Below are 18,741 nucleotides of genomic sequence, written 5' to 3' on the forward strand. Positions count from 1 at the left end.
CTTAATGTAATTAGGAGCATTGAGATGCTAGATCCTAAAAAGTCGGTATATGTACACGCATATTCCAGATTCCGTTACGGAAGATGGGAGTATGTGAGTCAACACTACCGCTCCATGCCTAGTTAAATCTAGGGGGTCAGGGGCACGAAAGTGCCCCCAACTTTCGTGTTCGCATTGTTTAGCTTTCCGCTTATAACGAAAAAATGACAGTATCCGAAACGGGAGACGGACATGCTGAACTGGGACGACCCACTGGCACCACTGACCAACCAACAGAGCGCCACCGCAACCGCTGTTGAGCCGGCAGCGCCGGCCGAACCTGCGCCGAAGCCCCACCCGGAGGCCAACCCACTGCTCAGCAATCGCGCCACACCCCAGCCTGTCGCCGCGCCGCTTGACACCAAGCCGGTCAACCCGGACGACAAGCGGGTGGTCAACGGCCTCACCGACGTCAACCAGCTGGCGCCATTCAAATACCCTTGGGCCTGGGAGTACTTCCTCAACGCCAACAAGAACCACTGGACGCCGCTGGACATCAACATGGCCCAGGACGTTCACGACTACCACCACAAGCTGACCCTGGAAGAGCGCCACATCTACGAGAACGTGCTCTCCTACCTGACCACCTCCGACATCTTGGCGATGCGCAACATCGGCCTGGCGGTGATGGAAAAGATGAGTGCACCTGAGCTGCAGATCTACCAGGCGCGTCAGGTCTACGAGGAGGCCCTGCACACCTGGACCTACCAGCACTGCATCGAGACCATCGGCCTCGATCAGGGCGAGATCTACAACCGCTACCGGGTGGTGCCGGAGATCAACGGCAAGATCCAAATCGCCAACCGCCGTCTACACTCGATCCTGCGCTCCGATGTGGACCTGTCCAACCGCGATGAGCTGGAAAACTTCCTGATGGCCTACCTCTTTTTCGCCGGCATCTTCGAGGGGGTCTGGTTCTATAACGGTTTCTCGCCGATCTTTGCCCTGCAGCGCCGCGGCCTGATGAAGGGCACCGCCGAACAGCTGCAATACATCATGCGCGATGAGGTGCTGCACGCCTCCTTCGGCATCCGCGTCGCCAAGCAGATCATGCTGGAAGAGAACATCGCCCCCGATCCCCAGGCGATCCGTGAGATGTGGGACGAGTGCGAGGCAGCGGAAGATGCTTACGCCGGTTATATCCTGCGCGATCCGATCCTCGGCTACAGTAAAGATGACCACATGGGACAGTTTCGTTATGTCGCCAACCGACGCGCCCGGCAGATCGGACTGTCAGAGCCCTACCCCGGCGCCGAGGCAACCTTACCTTGGCTCGACGAACAGGCCAATCTGCGCAAGGAGAAGAACTTCTTTGAGACTACTGTCACCGAGTACCAGACCGGTGGCGCACTCAACTGGGACTGACCTGAAAGCGGGAGCGCTGCGGCTGAAAGGCCGCCAGCCCTCCCATCAGTGGAGAGAGACCATGTATTGCCAGCGTTGCCGATCCCTGATGCTGATGGCCGAACAGAACCGTCAGGGCCACACCGAACAGACACGTTACGAATGCCCCAACTGCGGTCGCGGAGAGCTGCTGACCCGGCGCATCCAGGAGAGCCTCCACCCCAGGCATGCCGACGATCCTCAACCGCCAGCCGCCAGCCGTCACCTGCTCCACCCGGGCTGAGCATAGATCATCAGCCGTGCCACTTGGACCGGATCTGCATCGAAACGGGCTGGCTCGAGCGCCAGCCCGTTCAACAAGCCACTCGAGTTTCGGCACCTCTTTATCCTCTGGCAGCGGCTGATCGAGCAACAGGCTCCGCGTGGATCACGCCTCCCCTGGGTTTCCCCGCATCACCGGCAACGACCCTATTCCGATGAAACAGCTTCTGGCATTGCTGGCAGCCGCCTACCTTCTGCTTACCGGCTACCTCTACCTCAATCAGCGCACCCTGTTCTACTTTACCGGGGCAACCTCACCGGCCGCCGTGCCGACCAATTACACCATTGAGGTCAACGGCCTGACGCTGCACGGCTGGTTGATCAACCCGGGAGCTGACGAGGCGATCCTCTACTTCGGCGGCAACGCTGAACACATCGAATACAACATCGACCAGTTCAGCCGGATCCTTGCCGGACAGAGCCTCTACCTGATCCCCTACCGGGGCTATGGCAACAACCCAGGTCGTCCATCCGAGGCAGCACTGCTCGCCGATTCCGAGGCAATCTACGACCAGATCCAGCCCAAACACCGCCAGATCTCACTGCTGGGACGCAGCCTCGGCAGCGCCATCGCCATCCACCTCGCCAGTCGACGCCCGATCACCAGACTGGGGCTGATCACCCCCTTCGACAGCGTGGAGAGTATTGCCGCCCGCGCCTACCCGCTGTTTCCGGTACGGCTACTGCTGAAGGATCGCTATCTCTCCAGCGACAAGGCCGAGGCAATTACCGCCGATACCCTGATCCTCTACGCCGAGCGGGATGAGGTGGTCCCAGCGGTGAACACCCAGGCCCTGATTACCGCCCTCAAGGCGGCCAGGGTGGAAGCTGTGCAGCTGTCCGGCACTACTCACAACAACATCGCCCAACACCCCGACTTCTCCCCACTATTGCGCGGTTTTTTTAGGCACCCTGATTCTCCAGCAGACCACCCATGACGCTCAACACCCTCTGCTTCACCCGGCTGCAGGCAAGCGGTTTGCAACAAAATAAATCATGGCCGCCCAGATTTATTCAGAAGCTCCTTATGAATCGCCCTAAGGCATGTACATTTTTTCCATATTGAGCTTGTAGGACCAGGGCAGGCCAGCATTCTTCCAACCGTTTTTCAGACGCCAGCTTTTTCGCTCGCCCGACTTGATCTTGCCACCTTCAAAACCATCGGTGACCACATAGACCTGCGTGTACCCCTTGCCCCACAGCATCTTGGCGCTGGGCGCGCCCCGAGTGCCGCCGGAACGACACATGAGGATCACCGGCGCCTCCTTGCTCAGGCCTCGGGCCTCGAGCGCCGCGGCAATCTGCTTCTCAAAATTGACATTCGTCTCCATCAAAAAGACCGGCTTCTTCGGATTCTTTTTGCTGCGGTTGGCGATTTTGTAGGGGATATTGATATCCACCACATCAGTAAAACCGGTGAACATGATCTCCACCGGATCACGCACATCGACGAACAGCACCTGATCGCCCTGTTTCTGCTTCATCGCATTCGCCTCCACGGAATCGACGTAGAGGTGCCAGGGGGTCTGTTTCGTCGGGTCTTCCGGTTCGGGGGCAGCCCACAGGGCACTGGCACCGGCAGCCAAAACAATGCTTGCGAGGGTAAGTATGGTTTTTCTCATGTTACTACTCCTGAGATTTAGCTATTCAGATTACTGCGCAAAAATGCGATTTTTACTTCGGCAATGGCTCCATGCATTGCTCTCGACTTTGGCTCCAAGCAGCGCTCTACCTCCTGTACCCCAAGGGCACTTCCTTTGGGGCGCATCCATGCCGTCGTGTAACCAAAGGGGATGGAATGCTTCATTGCATCCTGCAATCGCGGCATCTGTACGTCCGTGTACGGCGCCGGAGAGGGCTCCAGGAACATTGAAAAGGCTCAACCCCTGGCGAGCGTTTTCACTACTCCGGCACACAGATTTTTTTCATCCTCACCGCCCGGCTGGTACGCACCAACAACAGGCCGACGATCAGGGTCAGCAGCAACAGCAGGCCGCTGCCGATATAGAGGTAAATCATGCCGTTGGTCAGCTCATGCATCAGCAGGCTGGCGATAGTGATAGCCGCCACTGGAAAGGAGTAGGCCCACCAGCTCAGAAAAAACTGCAGCCGAGTGAAACGCCCCACCTGGGTAAACAGCAACAGCGTCAGGAATAGGCCGCTGTAGTAGAGAATGCGGGCAAAGCTGTCCAGTTCCCCGGTCAGTTTCATGTAGGCCACGAAACCCACCGCCGGCGGTGCAATCAGGATAAACAGGGTCGGCATCAGCTTGGCCGGTAGCGGATCATGAAACAGGATGCGATAGAAGATGATCGTCAGGAGGATCATCCAGAACAGCAGTCCGACACTGAAGAAGAACCAGGAGACATCCACGTAACCGAGAGGCATACCCGCCACCGGCACCAGCACATTACCCACCGCCGGAATAAACCAGGCCGGATTCAGATGATGCACCTCAAAATGCTCATGGTGAATCCAGACATTCACCACATAGAGAGTGAAGAGCAGGTGCAACGCCGTGCCGGTCATCCACAATAGGCGGCTGATATCCTCACTGACCACCAGGAAACAGACCGACAACAGCAACAGACTGATGGAGACCGCCGGAAAGAAATTCAGCTTTACCGGATTTTTCAGCTCCGCCAGAACTGCCTTGCGGTGATGGATCAGCTTGGCGCCGTAGAGCACCAGCAGCACCAGAAACAGGCCACTGGTGAGTCCCACCAGCCAGGGGTTGATCTGCAGTTCCCACTGCCAGACATGCTGCGCCTTCTGCCAGGCAATCGTCAGTCCCGCCATCCCCATCACCATGGAAAAGAATGAGATCGGCAGGTTCTCCAGTCTCTCTTGCTGTGACATATCCAATCCTCCACCATGCGAGTCAGCGCGATTTAATAGTTGATTAAAATGGTAAGGAATTATCGCGGCATCGGCATTGAAAAATATCAATATCCATCAAGTTCACTGGAGAACGGTGGCGCGACGACAACTGGTCCAGCTGCCGTTGCAGAGATGTGTGGCGACGGCAAGAATAAGGGAGGGACGGGATATTCCACGAATAAAAATAGGGAACAACCCTAGACATCCAAAGGCAACTACCAGCATTTTTTTAGCGATCCTGTAGGTATTATGGATACCTCACGTTAGCTGGGGGTTACCCGAAGCGATCAGAGGACCGATCTATGACATCCATTGAGCAACTGAGTGAACTGGTGGAACTCTCCAGGCTGGATGAAAATATCATCGCTCAACATAGAGAACCGCTGCTGAAAGCCTTGACCGAGTGGACCCCGGAATTCACCAGCTGGCTGCACACAAAAACCAGCTGCTCTGAGAATAGCCCTGAACTCCTGATGGACGGCTATTTCGAGTCATTTGTCTGCGCTAGATACAACCAAACCTTTTACGCCATTCAATATCAACAGGCGCTGCACTGGCTGGCGCAGGGCATCGCTCCATCCCAGGCCATCGGTTCACTCAGCCAGATCCGGCAATTTTTTATCCACTTGGCCGAATCCTGGCAGCAGATGGATCTTGCCCGCTCGCTCTGTCGAGTCGTCGACCTCTCACAATCGATCCAGGCAACCGTTGCCCACCTGGAACACACCCTGGAGAAGCTACGTCAATCGGCGCAACAGGATATCAACCGCATCAGACGCAGCTGCAGCGTTCTGGGCAACACAGATCAGGACGATATCGTAAAGGCCTATATCGCCCACTATCGCTGGAAGGTGCGCGCTTATTCGCTGGCCCTTGGCGAACCACTGCAGCAGGAGGAAGTGCCAATCAGCCCGCACGAATGCGAGTTAGGGCGCTGGCTCGACAAAGGCGGCATCAGGCGATTTCCGGAGGATGTTCAAGAAGGACTGCTGGCGGCCCACGAACGCCTTCACCATCTGATGGCGATCATCCTCGACAAGGCGAAAACCCAGCAACCGCAGGATATCAGCCACTATCTGATGGATCTTGAAGCGGCCTCGGAAGAGATGGCAACGATTCTGGGCAACTGCATCGAACAGGAGGTTTACCAGCTGGCGGTGGAAGACAATCTGACCCGCCTGGGCAATCGCCGCATGTTTGATCGCGAGCTCGCCCGCCGGATCTCCCATTCGCAACGCCACAACTCCGGCTTTGGCCTATTGTTCATGGATCTCGACAACTTCAAGACCATCAACGACCGCTACGGCCACAGCATCGGTGATCTGGTGCTGAAATCAGTAGCACAAGTGCTGCAAGCGATGATGCGCGGTGGAGATACCGTATTTCGCTGGGGTGGCGAAGAGTTTGGCGCACTGATCCACGCCGACAATATCGAGGAGGTCGGCCAGCTTGCCGAACGTTTGCGCGCAAAGGTGGCAGAAACGCCGATACAAACCGATCTCGAACCAATCGGGGTGACATTGAGTATTGGCGCCACCCTCTACTCACCCAGTGAAGAGAGATCAGATGGCATGTTCAGACGGGCCGACAGCCACCTGAACAATGCCAAGGCACAGGGGCGCAATCGGGTTATCGTCGGCTGAACTGTCACACGGATGTGGTTATCCCCTTCAAGTAACAAGCAGTCTGGCCGGCTACGCGCCAGGCAGACAGCTGCTGTTTAACTCTTGGTCCCAGGGATATATGCTGTGGGCTACCCCAGGATCGAATCAACTGAAGGACCGTTATGATCAATCCGCGTCATTCCCTGTTCTGGATGGGGATCTACCTGGCGGTAGTGAGCGTCGTCTGCGGCCTGCTCTTCCTGCCACTAAAATCCGCCTTCATGGCCAACTGGGGCTTCAACACCCTGATCCTCAGCCTGCTGCTAGTGGGGGTGGGCATCACCCTCCGCCAGGTGCTGGTGCTGGAAACCGAGATCAACTGGATCAAGCTGTTCCGTACCGGTCAGTCCGGTATTTCGGTGGCTGACGAACCACGCCTGCTCAAGCCGCTGGCCAAACACCTCTCCGGACTGCGCAAAGACCGTTTCCGCCTCTCCGCCCTGTCACTGCGTACCGTGCTGGGCGGCATCCGCGAACGCCTCGATGAGTCCCGCGAGATCTCCCGCTACATGATCGGCCTGCTGATCTTCCTCGGCCTGCTTGGCACCTTCTGGGGACTGCTCGACACCATCTCCGCGGTGGGCCAGGTGATCGGCGCCCTCGACGTCGGCAACAACGACTTCGCCGCCGTCTTCACTGAACTCAAAACCGGGCTGCGCAAACCCCTCGACGGCATGGGAACCGCCTTCAGCTCCTCCCTGTTCGGCCTTGGCGGATCGCTGGTGCTGGGGTTTCTCGACATCCAGGCCGGCCACGCTCAGAACCGCTTCTTCAACGGCCTGGAGGAGTGGCTCTCCGGCGTTACCCAGCTGATCGATGATCCCGATGCGATAAGTGAAGAGGCGAGCCGCGGCACTGAGGTTCCAGTGGGGCGCCAGGATCAGTTCGATCTGCTGATTCAGGAGATGCGGACCGATCGCCAGCTGATGCGACAACTGCTGGCGCACTATGAAAAGGGTGTAGCTGAGGACGACACCACAGCCAACGGAAGCTAGCCATGTTCACCAGCGCACGCCGCTCACGACACCAGATCAACGTCTGGCCAGGCTATGTGGACGCCCTCTCCGCGCTGCTGATCCTGGTCATCTTCGTCATCCTGATCTTCACCTTCGCCCAGTTTCTGCTGTCGCAGATTCTCAGCAATCAGGAGAGCGAGCTGGCTAACCTTAACCAGCAGATCGCCGCCCTCAGCCACGACCTGGGGCTGGAACGCACCCAGCGCGCCAGCCTGGAGCAGGATGTCAGCCAACTCTCCGGTATGATCAGCGAACTCACCGACGAAAAGTTTCAGCTCTCCAGCCAGATCGGCCAGCTGACTACCCAGGGCGAGGCCGACCAAAAACAGATCGAACTGCAGCTGCTCAACATCGCCAGTCTGCAGCAGGACATCGCCACCCTGCAGGCGATGCGCCAAAAGCTCGAACAGGAGGTCGGCCAGCTCGCCAGCAACCTGCAACAGAAAGACGAAGCGTTGGGCCAGCTGCGCGATCGCAGCCAATCACTGCAGGCGGAACTGGCGGATCAGCAAGAACGCACCCTGCTGGCCCAGCAGCAGCTGCAACACAAAGAGATCAACATCCAGGCCCTCAACGTCCTAGTTGGCCTGCAGCGTGAGGCGATCAACAAAGAGCGCCGGCTGAGCGAAGAGGCACAGATCGAGGTGGCCGCACTGAGCCAGAAGATCGGCCTGCTGCGCAGCCAGTTGCAGGAGATCAGCGCTGCACTGAAGCTGTCGGAACAGGAGAAGACGACGCAGCAGAACGAGATCAAACGTCTCGGCGAACGACTCAATATTGAACTGGCGAGGCAGGTCAACCGGCTCGAGCAGTATCGCTCGGAATTCTTCGGCCGGCTACGCGCACTACTTGGCAACAACCCGGCGGTGCGCATCGTCGGCGACCGCTTCCTGTTCCAATCGGAGCTGCTGTTCGCCTCCGGCTCCGCCAGGCTGGGCGCCAAGGGCAAGGCGGAGCTGGCCAAACTGGCGGTTACATTGAAGCAGGTGGCAACCCGCATTCCCAAAGAGATCAACTGGATCCTGCGGATCGACGGCCACACCGACCGGCTGCCGATCCACACCGAGCAGTTCCCCTCCAACTGGGAGCTCTCCTCAGCACGGGCAGTCTCAGTGGTGCGCTACCTGGCCAGCCAGGGCATTCCCCAGCGACGCCTCACCGCCGCCGGCTTCGGCGAGTTCCACCCCATCGACACAGGGGATACACCGGAAGCACTGAGCCACAACCGCCGCATCGAGATTAAGCTAACTTCACTCTGAATGACTGGCTCACTCTTTCAGACAGCATAGGATGCGGTAAGGCGGCCACCTCCTAGCCGTTTGTTATGGCATGATGTACCGCGTCATAAAATAGCTCCCGCAGTGCATCGTACTCCGGTTCCGGATCTACGAGGTCGTAACGCATGGTCTTGTGCAACTCGATCTGGAGCCCCATGCCACTGGCATTCTTGTTGACGATATTGCGACGAGAACGTCCCGACAACCCGTCACAGCTCTCCCCTGTACCAGCCTTAGTCGCATCCACCGGAATCAGCTCATATTCACCGAAAACACTCCGATTCTGCTCGATATAGTCGATAAAGGCGGCCCGCTGGGCGCTGTTTCTCCCTCCCACACAGATGGTGCCTGTGGGGTAACCACGACGACTGCTATAGCCGTGGATGGCAACGCTGTGGCTGCGGCTTCCCACCAGAGCAATGGCATTCGTTTCATCAAAATGGCTGGAGGTGATATGCAATCGGCGATAGTTACTCAGTCCATCGAGGCAGGCAGCCTGGCCGTGTCCCTGAAATCCGTAGTGGCTCCAACTATAACGGTCGGCCAGCGCCTGAGCGATCTGGCTGGTCTTGGCCTCGATGCGGCCACCATGGATCGAGAGCACCACCACACTGCTGCCTGGGTCATTGATGTTGATGTGGTAGTCCCGCCCCTGCAGACAGCTGGTTGAATCCACCAGTGCCGGTCCACTACAACTGCCCGACTCCACACACTTGAAATAATCGGCTGCAACGGGCGCTACCATAATCAGCAGGCCCAAGGTGACACCGCACACTGGGAACAAAATGGATCTCATCTTCATCGTCGGCCCCATCCATTGATATAGGAATCTTATTCTTTACGCGCCGCCAGCATAACCTATACGCCAGCCCCCACCAACACAGCAGACCAAAAAAACTCATCCTCTGTCGGCCGCTTTTGCACTACAATATCCATGGCGCAAAATCGTCTCGTTCCTTAGGAACAGGCATCCCGTTTGAGCTAAACAGTGCACACGGACAGATAAAAATATGAAAAAAATCGCGGCATTAGCACTCCTCCCCCTGATCTTGGCGAGCCTTCAGGCAAACGCCTACGTGGTGCATGAAAACGGCTCCACTGCGGAACTAGGGAGCGTTGGCGACAACACCTTCTCTTTCCTCGACAAGTTTGTCGCAATGGACTTCAGCGTCGGCAGCGAGACCCTGCTGGACGGACTCACCTTCAACGCCATCACCAAGGCATCGACCCTGACACCAACCGTTCAGGTTGCCCTCTACAACAACGCTACCGGCAGTGTCGGCACCGAGCTGTTTCGCGGCACCTTCGCTATTAATTTGATCGAGATCACCGGCATCTTTGGCAGCGACATTCAGCGCAGCTACTCGCTCACCCTCAGTGATTGGCTGCTCGGCCCCGGTGACTACTGGATCGCGCTGCAGGCTGATCCCGCCCAGTTCGCCATGCACTGGACCCGGGTCGGCCTGGACGGCATGATCGGCGACAAGATTGGCACCTCCGGCGGCTACACCGTTCCCACCAACGACACCTATTTTCTGCTCACTGGCCACGATCCGATCGTGCCCCCCCCCACGCCGGCGGCGGAACCTTCTGCGATATTGCTGTTCAGTCTGGGCATTGCCGGGCTCGGCATCGCCCGCCGGAAGCGAAACAAGCCGCATCCATCGGCGCATAGCGATGGATAGCGAAGCCTCCGGAAATTGTTGGCACTGCAACCAGCCCCTACAGGCTTTGGATTACCGGCGGGAATCCACCTGTCCAGCATGCAACCGCCACACTCACGTTTGCAAAAACTGCCGCTTCTACACACCCGGCCGACACAATGATTGCCTGGAACCGATCGCAGAGCAGGTGACGGAGAAAGAGCGGGCCAACTTTTGCGACTACTTCGAGCCTGCCGACCGCGAGGCCGCCACAACGACAGCCGCTTCAGCAGAGGCCCTGCTCGACGCGGCTGAGGATCTCTTCAAATAGTCTCTCCCATCATGAATCACAAACAGCAACACACCCTCGCAGCCATCTTCCACGATCCAGTCAGCGCCAATATCCACTGGCGTGAGATCGAATCGCTATTGAAGGCAGCAGGGGCCGAGCTGGAAGAGTCCCACGGCGCCCGCCTGCGGGTGCTGCTCAACGGCCTGGAAGAGACCCTGCACCGCCCCCACCACAGCGCCGCCCTGACCAAGGAGAGTGTGCGCAACCTGCGCAAGTTCCTCAGCGCGGCAGGCGTCACACCCCACACCCATTGAGCCCTCAGATTTGACGCCTATGGACGGCCCATGCCCGCCGGCAGCGTTGGATTGGCTACCCGATTAATGCCCGAGCAACCGCCGCGTCAGATGCAGCCGCACCTCAGCCTGCTCGGTGAGCATGTGGAACAGATGGTGCGGCCCAGTCGCCTTGTCGATTAGCGGCTGCAGATCATCACGGATCTCAGCGTAGTACGCCAGCAGCCGTCGGTCGAAACGCTGCAGCGCAGCGCTGAGCGGATCCTTCCGATGACGCGCCAGAATCCGTTCCGCCCCCTCTTGCTGCAGATTTCCCAGACTGATGTGCACCGCGTTGAACAGGGTCACCCAGCCATTGAACCAGAACATCAGATCGGTATCGAAGCTCTCCCCCGGCGGTGGGCCACTCTGCAATACCTGCTGCAGCAGATCATGCTCCTTCACGAACTCCCCCGCCTCCAGCAGCTCCGCCCGGCCATAGGCATCGATGGTCGAACTGGTGAGCAAGATCGGGCGCTGTGGATGACGGGCCAGAACAAAACTCGCATCCTTGATCAGCTGCCCCTGCTGGCTGCTATCCAACGGATTGCGCTTGAGCCGCGGCGACGGCGCCGAAGAGAGTAGCTGCACCTGCTGCCCCCGCTCCCCCAACTCCTCAAGCAGACGCCCGAACACCCCTTTCTGAAACAGCTCCATGGAGAAGTTGAGGCTGGTCTGCTTATGCAACAGACAGAGCTGGATCCGTTTGAAGTGGGGTGCGGTCTCGACGATATTGGCGATCTTCGCCACCGGGATACGCTCCTTCAGCGCCCCCCGTTTGTCGACCACCACCTCCTGATGAAATTCGTCGAAGCTGATCTGCAGCAGCAGACTCGCCTCGGGCCAATGGACGGGACGATCCTTCAGGGCTCGCTGCATCGCTTTGAACACCCGTTCGCTACTTGCCCGATCGTCCGCGAAGTCGCCATTGAGCAGGATCGCAAACTGGCGGATATGACGCATACTGCGGATCGCCGCATAGAAATGCTCGAGATGACGGGTCAGATCGCCACCGGTGAAGAGCACACTCTCGGTCAGACCATCCACCAGTTGGTAGAGCGACTGCGGTTCCAGCTGCTGCTTCACCGGTGGCCGCCAGATGAACATGCAGTGGCGACAGGTCTGCGGGCAACCCATCGCAGGGATTAGCCCCAGCTTGGCAAAACGCAACTCACCACCTGGATCGGGCAGCCCATCCAGCAGCGCCAACCGTTCACGATCCGCCTCGTTCAGCATCTCGCCATAGCGCTGCCGTTCCTCTCGCGCCAGACCACTGTAGGCGAGCTTGTAGCTCTCCGTTAACAACCCCAGCCCCTGCCAGAGCCGCACCACCCGCGCGGTCAACCGCTCCGGATCGCCATCAGCAGACTCCAGCAACGCCAGCAGCTGCGCCCGCTGTACCGGCGCATCGGCAGGCGCCTGCAACCAGTGGTCGATATAGCCCCGGACAAAGGCCTCGGCATCTTCAGACTCCAGCAGCAGATCCATCAGAAAGCCACGGGAGCGGCGAAACGGAACCAGCAGCTCAGCCAGATAGCTGGGATGAACATTGTGCCGCAGCCAGTGGTAACCATAGAGGTAGCTCATCAGGAAGCTGAGATTGGCCGCATCGGGCCGCTCCGCCAGCAACTCCCCCATGGCGCCGCTGGTCATGCGATTGATCTCCCACTTGAAGCGCTGCCGCAGACCGGTGAGATAGTGTTTTTTCAGCACCGCCTGGCTGGCGGGTTGCACGGTTTTTGCTGCGCGGGCGGACATCGCTCTGGCTGGCCTCTCGATTCATACAGAAGTTTCACAATCTTAGGGAATTTGCACCGGAAGAAACACAGGAGATGGCAGAAGATTTCCGCATCGACTGATTGCCGTACCGGCACCTGCCGATATACTGCGAAAAGACATTGCTCTGGAGATCGCGCCTATGTACCTGCTCGCCTTCTATGTCCCCGAGAGCCACTTGGAAAGCCTCAAGCAGGCACTGTTCGACAAAGGTGCCGGGCGCCTTGCCGCCTACGACCGTTGCGCCTGGGAGACTGAGGGGCGCGGCCAGTTCCGGCCATTGGCGGGCAGCCGCCCATTCATTGGGGAAACAGGCAGGACTGAGCAGCTAGTTGAATACAAGGTGGAGATGATCTGTGCCGAAGAACGGATTAAGGCTGTGATCGATGAGCTGCTACGAACCCACCCCTATGAACAACCCGCCTATCATGTCATCCAAATGGCTGGCTTCTGAGCCGCTAGCGCTTGAACTGCCTCTTGCACTCGGCCTTCGCCTTCATATCTGCCGCCGCCGGCTGGCTACCCTGTTTTTCATACTTCGTCGCCAGCTTACGTTTGCAATCCTGGTAGCCGAAATACTCCACTTGCATCGTATCGTTGTCAGAGCAGGCGGCCAGCAGCAGAAGCCCACCCAGCAGCCAGAAACTTTTTAACATCAGCCACCTCGCATCCACTGATGGGAGCCTCACAGAAACAGTGTCAGCACCCCGGTATAGCCGTAGATTCGCCCGTTGTAGAGTTCGCCATTGGCAAAGAAGCCCACCAGCGGGAACGGCCCAAGGCTCGCGCTGATCATCCCAAGCTCCTCCGAATCGGGGCCAAACTGGTAGCGCCCGCGCCCCAGGCAGGAGACATAGATACCACCACGGATCTGCCGCCCGATGAGCCGCCGCTTCAGCCGGTCAAGCATGTGCTGCATATCCTGACGCGCACTATTGCCGTCGCGCCGGCAGAACATGATTTGCTGCTGATCCTGCAGGTAATCACCCACCGCAATCACGCCGCTCGCCTCATCGATCCCGATCAGATTGCGCACCAGATAGTCGCCGCTGTCGGAGCCGCTGATCGGCAAGGCGGCAAAAATATAGCCGCCGGCCCGCTGCAGATCCCGTGACAGCACCTCGCCCATCTCCTCTCGCATCACCTCCAGCGCCGGACGCTCATCGATGCTGATCAGCAAATTCTCATCGCTGCGGCTCAGCTGATGCACCGGCCCGATCGGCGAACAGCCCTGAGTGTGGTCGGTGATCAGTTCCACTTCGCTGCCAAACAGCACCCCGGAGATACCACCACTGATCACCCCGTCGAAGACCTGCAGCTGTGCCCCTTGCGAAGAGGTGATACCGCCATTGATGAAGGGGCGATCAGGATGCTGCGCCAGCGTCTGCAGCCAGGCGGCAGTCTCGGGGTTGGAGGGATCGGCGTGCAGCAGGGCGAACAGCGGCTCGGCATCGAGCAGCCATGCGGGGGGATCCATCCGGCTGACTGGCCCCCGCGGGGTCTCTCTGAGCAGACCAAAATTGGCGACTGGGAAGCTACCGACCATCACCGCCACCGCCGCGGTTTCGTAGATCTCCTGGCTGCCGGCGCAGATACCACCCCCCAAGGTGCCGACCCAGTGCACCCGCGGATAGGCCTGGCGCAGCGCCGAAACCAGATCCGCCAGCTGTCGCGCCAGCTGGTCGGTGGCGTAGAGAAAGCCCAGATTAGCATCCGCTGGCAGCGAGCCGAGCTGCGCCAGGCAGGAGTCGAGCAGATCCTCTAGATTCTCACCCTGGGCCAGTGCAAAGGGAAACGGCTTCATACGCGACAGCTCGCCTCCGTATTCGTTAAGGTCGGGTCAGTAAATCTCAAACTCAGCGAGGAAAGCGGTCGGCGAAGTTCTCGATCCACTCCATTGCCGCCTCCTCACCGGAGAGTTTCCGTCCATCCTGCTCCAGTATCTGCTGTTTATACTGCTCGATCTGGCAGACCTGTTCCACCATGCGTACCGCAAATTCGACCCGCGGATTGTCAAAATGCACACCCACCTCAAAGCCCCCCGGCTTCTCGTGACACCAGACGACCATACCGGCGGCATGGAAGCGTGGGTCGACCAGCGGAATACTGATGTCGATCATCACACCGAGTTCAACCTTTGACTGCGAGACGAAACAGAGCCCCCCCTCGCTGATATTGCGCAGATACTCCTTGCTGTCCCCCACCACCTCTTGCAGCTGGTAATGGATCGGGATAGTCGACGGGTGACGGATAAACTGCCGCATGGCATTGAGATCCTTCTTTGATTTATCTGATCAGTAGCGTCGCAGAGGCTTATCCATAGCAAAACAGAGAGTTGCCCACTACGCAAGGGCTTGGCTCAATCAAGCAGTAGCAGGCCACGATAGCCGCCGTCGCGGAGCCGCTTCGCCTCCTCCAGGGCGCGATCCAACGCCTCTACGGAATCAAAGCCAAGGGCCTGCACCATGCGGGATGGCTCCGCACCTGCCTGAGTCCCGTCGAGCAGCTGCAGCATCCGGGTCAAACGAGGGCCATGGGCGGCGATACGCGGCGGCAGCAGGCTTGCGTTTTTGATCTGCCGGCGCTGTTCGATCTGCAGCAGACGTTTGGCCTGCTCGAGCTGGGCGGCCAGCGGCAGCTGCAGATCGAACACCAGCGCCGCCTGACCCGAGCCCGGCTGCTCACCTGCAGTCAGCAGATGAGTGGGCAGTTCGACCGCCCGCCAGGCGAGCCGCTCCTGCCGCACCACCGCATCGGCGGCCGGATCCGGCGGGAATTTATAGAAGCCCCAACGGGCGCCCAGGGCGCACTCGATCAACACCTTGTCGCCGTCGATACGGCAGTCGCCCTCCTCACACTCAGCCGCCGCCAGCCAGGCGCGTGGATCGAGCTTCCAGGCACAGAAATCGCGATTCGGCGCCCGCCCATATTCTGCTTCCAGCGCCCGCCAGGTAGTGATGAACGCCTGCCACTCCTGTTGATAGTCAGGGTTGCGGCGCAGGAACTCCCAGGCCCAGCCGCCGGCATCGAGTTCAGCCGCAAACCTATAGGCGTCGGCATCGCGCCAATCCAACATCGGGATCACTCCCCCACCAGCCGCACCGCCACCCTGCGCTCCCGCGGACCGTCCAGTTCCACCAGCATCAGCGATTGCCACTCCCCCAGCACCAGCTGCCCCTGCTCCACCGGGATCGCCTCGCTGGAACCGAGCATCATCGCACCGAGATGGGCATGGGCATTCTTTGGCTCACCCGGCGGGCAATCGCGCAGATGGATGTCATTGTGCGGATAGGCATCCCCCGGCGGCGCGAGACGATGCAGAAACAGCCGCAGATCATCGAGCAGGCGCGACTCGTTTTCGTTGATAGTGAGCGCGGTGGTGGTGTGCTGGCTCGACACCAGCAGAAAGCCATTTTGCAGGCCCTGGCGCGCCAGCAGATCCTGCAACTGCAGCGTGATATCGTGCAGTGCCACCCCTGTGCCGGTACTCAGCTCAATCTCTTCGTAGTGCATCCGCATGCCCAGCTCTCCCTATGCAAAAGAGCAAAGCATACCTTTTTGGCTTGCATGCGTGGGACTGGCCTTCCAGAATCAACCCATGACCACACCCAAATTCATCGAATTGGCCCGGGCGCTGATCGCAGCCCCCTCGGTCAGCAGCGTCAACCCCGAGTGGGATATGGGCAACCAGCAGGTGATCGAACACCTCAGCGGCTGGCTCGAACCTCTTGGCTTTCAGATCGAGATCCTGCCGGTGCCGGGTTGTGACGATAAATTCAACCTGATCGCCAGCCGCGGCTCCGGCCCGGAGGGACTAGTGATCTCCGGCCACACCGACACCGTGCCCTTCGACGAGGGCAAATGGAACCGGGATCCACTCAAGATCAGCGAGAGCCACGGCCGCCTCTATGGCCTCGGCAGCTGCGATATGAAAGGCTTCTTCGCGGTGGTGATCGAGGCGCTGAAGCAGGTGCCACTGGAGCGGCTGAAGCAGCCGCTGACGATCATCGCCACCGCCGACGAAGAGAGCACCATGTGCGGTGCCAAGGCGCTGGTCGAGCTGCATCGCCAGTTGGGACGCCACGCCATCATTGGCGAGCCTACCGGGCTCAAACCGGTGCGCATGCACAAGGGGATCTCGATGGAGTCGGTGCGCCTCACCGGCCGCTCAGGCCACTCCAGCGACCCGGCCCTGGGGGTCAACGCCCTGGAGGGGATGCACAAAGTGATCGGCGAGATGATGGCCTGGCGCAGCGAGTTACAGCAACGCTACCACAACCCCGCCTTCGCCGTGCCGGTGCCCACTCTCAACCTGGGCCACATCCACGGCGGCGACAACCCCAACCGCATCTGCGGCCAATGTGAACTGCAGTTCGATCTGCGCCCGCTGCCCGGCATGCAACTTGGTGAACTGCGCGGCGAGTTGTCGCAGCGGCTGGAGCGGCTGCTCGCCGGCAGTGAGCTGCAGTGGCAGCTCGAGCCGGTGTTCGACGGCATCCCTGCGCTGGAGACCCCGGCCCAGGCGGCCATAGTCCGGGCGGTGGAGAGCCTGACGGGCCAAAGCGCCGGCGCAGTCGCTTTCGGCACCGAGGGCCCCTATCTCAACAGCATGGGCATGGAAACAGTGATCTGCGGCCCCGGCCATATCGCTCAGGCACACCAGCCGGATGAGTATCTGCCGCTTGAACATATCGCCCCAGCGATCAAACTGATAGAGTCGCTGATCGGAAGATTCTGTTTATAGACAAGCTGTTACGCCAATGGCCGAGAGATCCCCACAATCAGACCCCTTTATCGCCTGGTTCCGCGGCTCCTCCCCTTATATCCATGCCCACCGGGGTCGCACCTTTGTCATCAGCTTCGGCGGCGAGGCGGTGGCCAGTAGCGGCTTTGCCGATCTGATCCACGACATCGCCCTGCTGCACGGGCTGGGTATCCGTCTGGTGCTGGTACACGGCGCCCGCCCGCAGATCGAACAGCGGCTGCAGGCGCAGGGTACCCAGCTGCACTACATCAACGGTCTACGGGTCACCGACGATGCGGCGCTGACCTGTGTCAAGGAGGCCGCCGGGACAGTGCGGGTGGAGATCGAGGCATTGCTTTCGATGGGGCTGGCCAACTCACCGATGGCGGGGGCACGCATCTGCGCCGCCTCTGGCAACTTCGTCACCGCCCGGCCGATCGGGGTGCGCGACGGGGTCGACTACTGTCACACCGGCGAGGTGCGGCGGGTCGATGCGGAGGCGATCCAGCAGCGCCTCAACAGCGGCGCCATCGCCATCGTACCACCGATCGGCTACTCCCCCACCGGCGAGGTGTTTAACCTGAGCGCCGCCGACGTGGCCGCCTCGGTGGCCATCGCCCTGGGCGCCGACAAGCTGATCAGCCTGGTGGAGGGCCAGGGGCTGAGTGATACCGACGGCAGAGCAATCACCCATGCGATCCCGCGGCAGATCGACACCCTGCTGGCGCAACAGGGGCCGCTGGCGGAGGATCTCTGCCAACACCTGCGGGGGGCGGTGAGCGCCTGTCGCAGCGGGGTCAAACGCATCCATCTGCTTGAGCGGCAGCTCGACGGCGCGCTACTGAAAGAGCTTTTTACCCGCGACGGCGTGGGCACCCTGATCACCGCAAAACCCTACGAGACGACCCGTACCGCCCAGATCGACGATGTCGGCGGCCTGCTCGAGTTGATCGAGCCACTGGAGGCCAACGGCACTCTGGTGCGGCGCTCACGGGAGCTGCTGGAGACTGAGATCGACCACTTTACCGTGATGGAGCGAGACGGCATGATCGTCGCCTGCGCCGCGCTCTACCCCTATCCGAATGAATCGATGGCGGAGCTGGCCTGCGTCGTGGTACACCCCGACTACCGGGACGGCGGTCGCGGCGATCGGCTGCTCGAACAGATGGAGAAAATGGCAGCGGCGCAAAGTATCCATCAACTCTTCATCCTCACCACCCGGACCGCCCACTGGTTCCGCGAGCGGGGTTTCGAGGCGGCCGAGATCCAGACACTGCCGATGCAGCGTCAGGCGCTCTACAATTATCAGCGCAACGCCAAGGTCTTCATTAAACCGCTAACCGGCTGTTAAATGGATTTACATTCACATTCTGCTTCGCAACCAGCCGAATAAAAACGCCCAGGCTCCATCAA

At 59.6% G+C, this 18,741-nt stretch carries 21 protein-coding genes; 12 read left to right on the forward strand and 9 right to left on the reverse strand.

Features of this window, described 5'->3' with window-relative positions:
* Positions 1-231 precede the first annotated feature (231 nt).
* The 3 genes from Ga0074115_RS04600 to Ga0074115_RS04605 all read left to right on the forward strand — a co-directional run bounded on the left by Ga0074115_RS04600 (position 232) and on the right by Ga0074115_RS04605 (position 2,642).
* Positions 232-1,404 (forward strand): ribonucleotide-diphosphate reductase subunit beta, encoded by a 1,173-nt coding sequence (locus tag Ga0074115_RS04600; protein ID WP_057957128.1) that lies wholly within the window; start codon positions 232-234, stop codon positions 1,402-1,404.
* Between the two features lie 61 nt (positions 1,405-1,465).
* A complete protein-coding gene (locus Ga0074115_RS16165; protein ID WP_157292653.1) occupies positions 1,466-1,666 on the forward strand; it encodes a hypothetical protein in 201 nt (66 codons plus the stop codon).
* A 139-nt stretch (positions 1,667-1,805) separates the two neighbouring features.
* Entirely contained in the window at positions 1,806-2,642 is an 837-nt protein-coding gene (locus tag Ga0074115_RS04605) for an alpha/beta hydrolase (RefSeq protein WP_060528255.1), read from the forward strand.
* 99 nt (positions 2,643-2,741) lie between these two features.
* Here Ga0074115_RS04605 and Ga0074115_RS04610 read toward each other — a convergent pair whose 3' ends face one another.
* Together Ga0074115_RS04610 and Ga0074115_RS04620 are read right to left on the reverse strand one after the other, a co-directional pair.
* On the reverse strand, positions 2,742-3,326 hold the full coding sequence (locus tag Ga0074115_RS04610) for a rhodanese-like domain-containing protein (protein ID WP_057957126.1): 585 nt from the start codon (positions 3,324-3,326) through the stop codon (positions 2,742-2,744).
* A gap of 280 nt (positions 3,327-3,606) precedes the next feature.
* Positions 3,607-4,563 carry an SLAC1 anion channel family protein gene (locus tag Ga0074115_RS04620; protein WP_060528257.1) on the reverse strand — a complete coding sequence of 319 codons (957 nt, stop codon included), beginning with the start codon at positions 4,561-4,563 and terminating at the stop codon, positions 3,607-3,609.
* A gap of 323 nt (positions 4,564-4,886) precedes the next feature.
* On the opposite strand from Ga0074115_RS04620, the gene Ga0074115_RS04625 reads away from it, so the two are divergent.
* The 3 genes from Ga0074115_RS04625 to Ga0074115_RS04635 all read left to right on the forward strand — a co-directional run bounded on the left by Ga0074115_RS04625 (position 4,887) and on the right by Ga0074115_RS04635 (position 8,523).
* Positions 4,887-6,227, forward strand: coding sequence for a GGDEF domain-containing protein (locus Ga0074115_RS04625; RefSeq protein WP_057956579.1), 1,341 nt, complete (start codon positions 4,887-4,889; stop codon positions 6,225-6,227).
* Between the two features lie 143 nt (positions 6,228-6,370).
* Positions 6,371-7,243, forward strand: coding sequence for a hypothetical protein (locus tag Ga0074115_RS04630; protein ID WP_057956578.1), 873 nt, complete (start codon positions 6,371-6,373; stop codon positions 7,241-7,243).
* Positions 7,244-7,245: 2 nt separating this feature from the next.
* Positions 7,246-8,523 (forward strand): peptidoglycan -binding protein, encoded by a 1,278-nt coding sequence (locus Ga0074115_RS04635; protein ID WP_057956577.1) that lies wholly within the window; start codon positions 7,246-7,248, stop codon positions 8,521-8,523.
* Positions 8,524-8,575: 52 nt separating this feature from the next.
* Here the strand turns inward: Ga0074115_RS04635 and Ga0074115_RS04640 are convergent, their stop codons facing one another.
* Positions 8,576-9,343, reverse strand: a complete 768-nt coding sequence (locus tag Ga0074115_RS04640; protein WP_232432906.1) for a poly-gamma-glutamate hydrolase family protein — start codon at positions 9,341-9,343, stop codon at positions 8,576-8,578.
* Positions 9,344-9,551: 208 nt separating this feature from the next.
* Here Ga0074115_RS04640 and Ga0074115_RS04645 point away from each other — a divergent pair, with 208 nt between their 5' ends.
* The 3 genes from Ga0074115_RS04645 (at position 9,552) to Ga0074115_RS04655 (ending at position 10,790) form a co-directional block, all read left to right on the forward strand.
* Positions 9,552-10,226 (forward strand): PEP-CTERM sorting domain-containing protein, encoded by a 675-nt coding sequence (locus Ga0074115_RS04645; RefSeq protein WP_057956576.1) that lies wholly within the window; start codon positions 9,552-9,554, stop codon positions 10,224-10,226.
* 166 nt (positions 10,227-10,392) lie between these two features.
* A complete protein-coding gene (locus Ga0074115_RS17050) occupies positions 10,393-10,515 on the forward strand; it encodes a hypothetical protein (protein WP_267887569.1) in 123 nt (40 codons plus the stop codon).
* 11 nt (positions 10,516-10,526) lie between these two features.
* Positions 10,527-10,790 (forward strand): hypothetical protein, encoded by a 264-nt coding sequence (locus tag Ga0074115_RS04655; RefSeq protein ID WP_005964128.1) that lies wholly within the window; start codon positions 10,527-10,529, stop codon positions 10,788-10,790.
* 63 nt (positions 10,791-10,853) lie between these two features.
* Here Ga0074115_RS04655 and Ga0074115_RS04660 read toward each other — a convergent pair whose 3' ends face one another.
* Positions 10,854-12,566, reverse strand: a complete 1,713-nt coding sequence (locus tag Ga0074115_RS04660) for a radical SAM family protein (protein WP_057956574.1) — start codon at positions 12,564-12,566, stop codon at positions 10,854-10,856.
* Between the two features lie 160 nt (positions 12,567-12,726).
* On the opposite strand from Ga0074115_RS04660, the gene Ga0074115_RS04665 reads away from it, so the two are divergent.
* Positions 12,727-13,038, forward strand: coding sequence for a YqfO family protein (locus Ga0074115_RS04665; protein WP_057956573.1), 312 nt, complete (start codon positions 12,727-12,729; stop codon positions 13,036-13,038).
* Positions 13,039-13,042: 4 nt separating this feature from the next.
* Here Ga0074115_RS04665 and Ga0074115_RS04670 read toward each other — a convergent pair whose 3' ends face one another.
* The 5 genes from Ga0074115_RS04670 to Ga0074115_RS04690 form a co-directional block, all read right to left on the reverse strand.
* On the reverse strand, positions 13,043-13,240 hold the full coding sequence (locus Ga0074115_RS04670) for a hypothetical protein (protein ID WP_057956572.1): 198 nt from the start codon (positions 13,238-13,240) through the stop codon (positions 13,043-13,045).
* Between the two features lie 29 nt (positions 13,241-13,269).
* Positions 13,270-14,388, reverse strand: a complete 1,119-nt coding sequence (locus Ga0074115_RS04675) for an FIST signal transduction protein (protein ID WP_057956571.1) — start codon at positions 14,386-14,388, stop codon at positions 13,270-13,272.
* Between the two features lie 52 nt (positions 14,389-14,440).
* A complete protein-coding gene (locus Ga0074115_RS04680; RefSeq protein WP_057956570.1) occupies positions 14,441-14,848 on the reverse strand; it encodes a PilZ domain-containing protein in 408 nt (135 codons plus the stop codon).
* Positions 14,849-14,943: 95 nt separating this feature from the next.
* Entirely contained in the window at positions 14,944-15,660 is a 717-nt protein-coding gene (locus Ga0074115_RS04685; protein WP_057956569.1) for a transcriptional regulator domain-containing protein, read from the reverse strand.
* A 5-nt stretch (positions 15,661-15,665) separates the two neighbouring features.
* Entirely contained in the window at positions 15,666-16,103 is a 438-nt protein-coding gene (locus tag Ga0074115_RS04690; protein WP_057956568.1) for a secondary thiamine-phosphate synthase enzyme YjbQ, read from the reverse strand.
* 79 nt (positions 16,104-16,182) lie between these two features.
* Between Ga0074115_RS04690 and argE the strand changes: the two genes are divergently transcribed.
* The gene (argE, locus tag Ga0074115_RS04695) at positions 16,183-17,328 is read left to right on the forward strand and encodes an acetylornithine deacetylase (RefSeq protein WP_057956582.1); all 1,146 of its coding nucleotides are present in this window, start codon (positions 16,183-16,185) and stop codon (positions 17,326-17,328) included.
* A 16-nt stretch (positions 17,329-17,344) separates the two neighbouring features.
* On the forward strand, positions 17,345-18,679 hold the full coding sequence (gene argA / locus Ga0074115_RS04700) for an amino-acid N-acetyltransferase (RefSeq protein WP_060528258.1): 1,335 nt from the start codon (positions 17,345-17,347) through the stop codon (positions 18,677-18,679).
* Positions 18,680-18,741: the final 62 nt, after the last annotated feature.

Source organism: endosymbiont of Ridgeia piscesae (assembly GCF_001443665.1).
Lineage (GTDB): Bacteria > Pseudomonadota > Gammaproteobacteria > Chromatiales > Chromatiaceae > Endoriftia > Endoriftia persephonae.

Coding starts and splice junctions, on each gene's coding strand:
- Ga0074115_RS04600 (WP_057957128.1), top strand. CDS start 232: ATGCTGAACTGGGACGACCCACTGGCACCACTGACCAACCAACAGAGC.
- Ga0074115_RS16165 (WP_157292653.1), top strand. CDS start 1,466: ATGTATTGCCAGCGTTGCCGATCCCTGATGCTGATGGCCGAACAGAAC.
- Ga0074115_RS04610 (WP_057957126.1), bottom strand. CDS start 3,326: ATGAGAAAAACCATACTTACCCTCGCAAGCATTGTTTTGGCTGCCGGT.
- Ga0074115_RS04620 (WP_060528257.1), bottom strand. CDS start 4,563: ATGTCACAGCAAGAGAGACTGGAGAACCTGCCGATCTCATTCTTTTCC.
- Ga0074115_RS04625 (WP_057956579.1), top strand. CDS start 4,887: ATGACATCCATTGAGCAACTGAGTGAACTGGTGGAACTCTCCAGGCTG.
- Ga0074115_RS04630 (WP_057956578.1), top strand. CDS start 6,371: ATGATCAATCCGCGTCATTCCCTGTTCTGGATGGGGATCTACCTGGCG.
- Ga0074115_RS04635 (WP_057956577.1), top strand. CDS start 7,246: ATGTTCACCAGCGCACGCCGCTCACGACACCAGATCAACGTCTGGCCA.
- Ga0074115_RS04640 (WP_232432906.1), bottom strand. CDS start 9,343: ATGAAGATGAGATCCATTTTGTTCCCAGTGTGCGGTGTCACCTTGGGC.
- Ga0074115_RS04645 (WP_057956576.1), top strand. CDS start 9,552: ATGAAAAAAATCGCGGCATTAGCACTCCTCCCCCTGATCTTGGCGAGC.
- Ga0074115_RS04655 (WP_005964128.1), top strand. CDS start 10,527: ATGAATCACAAACAGCAACACACCCTCGCAGCCATCTTCCACGATCCA.
- Ga0074115_RS04660 (WP_057956574.1), bottom strand. CDS start 12,566: ATGTCCGCCCGCGCAGCAAAAACCGTGCAACCCGCCAGCCAGGCGGTG.
- Ga0074115_RS04665 (WP_057956573.1), top strand. CDS start 12,727: ATGTACCTGCTCGCCTTCTATGTCCCCGAGAGCCACTTGGAAAGCCTC.
- Ga0074115_RS04670 (WP_057956572.1), bottom strand. CDS start 13,240: ATGTTAAAAAGTTTCTGGCTGCTGGGTGGGCTTCTGCTGCTGGCCGCC.
- Ga0074115_RS04675 (WP_057956571.1), bottom strand. CDS start 14,388: ATGAAGCCGTTTCCCTTTGCACTGGCCCAGGGTGAGAATCTAGAGGAT.
- Ga0074115_RS04680 (WP_057956570.1), bottom strand. CDS start 14,848: ATGCGGCAGTTTATCCGTCACCCGTCGACTATCCCGATCCATTACCAG.
- Ga0074115_RS04685 (WP_057956569.1), bottom strand. CDS start 15,660: ATGTTGGATTGGCGCGATGCCGACGCCTATAGGTTTGCGGCTGAACTC.
- Ga0074115_RS04690 (WP_057956568.1), bottom strand. CDS start 16,103: ATGCGGATGCACTACGAAGAGATTGAGCTGAGTACCGGCACAGGGGTG.
- argE (WP_057956582.1), top strand. CDS start 16,183: ATGACCACACCCAAATTCATCGAATTGGCCCGGGCGCTGATCGCAGCC.
- argA (WP_060528258.1), top strand. CDS start 17,345: ATGGCCGAGAGATCCCCACAATCAGACCCCTTTATCGCCTGGTTCCGC.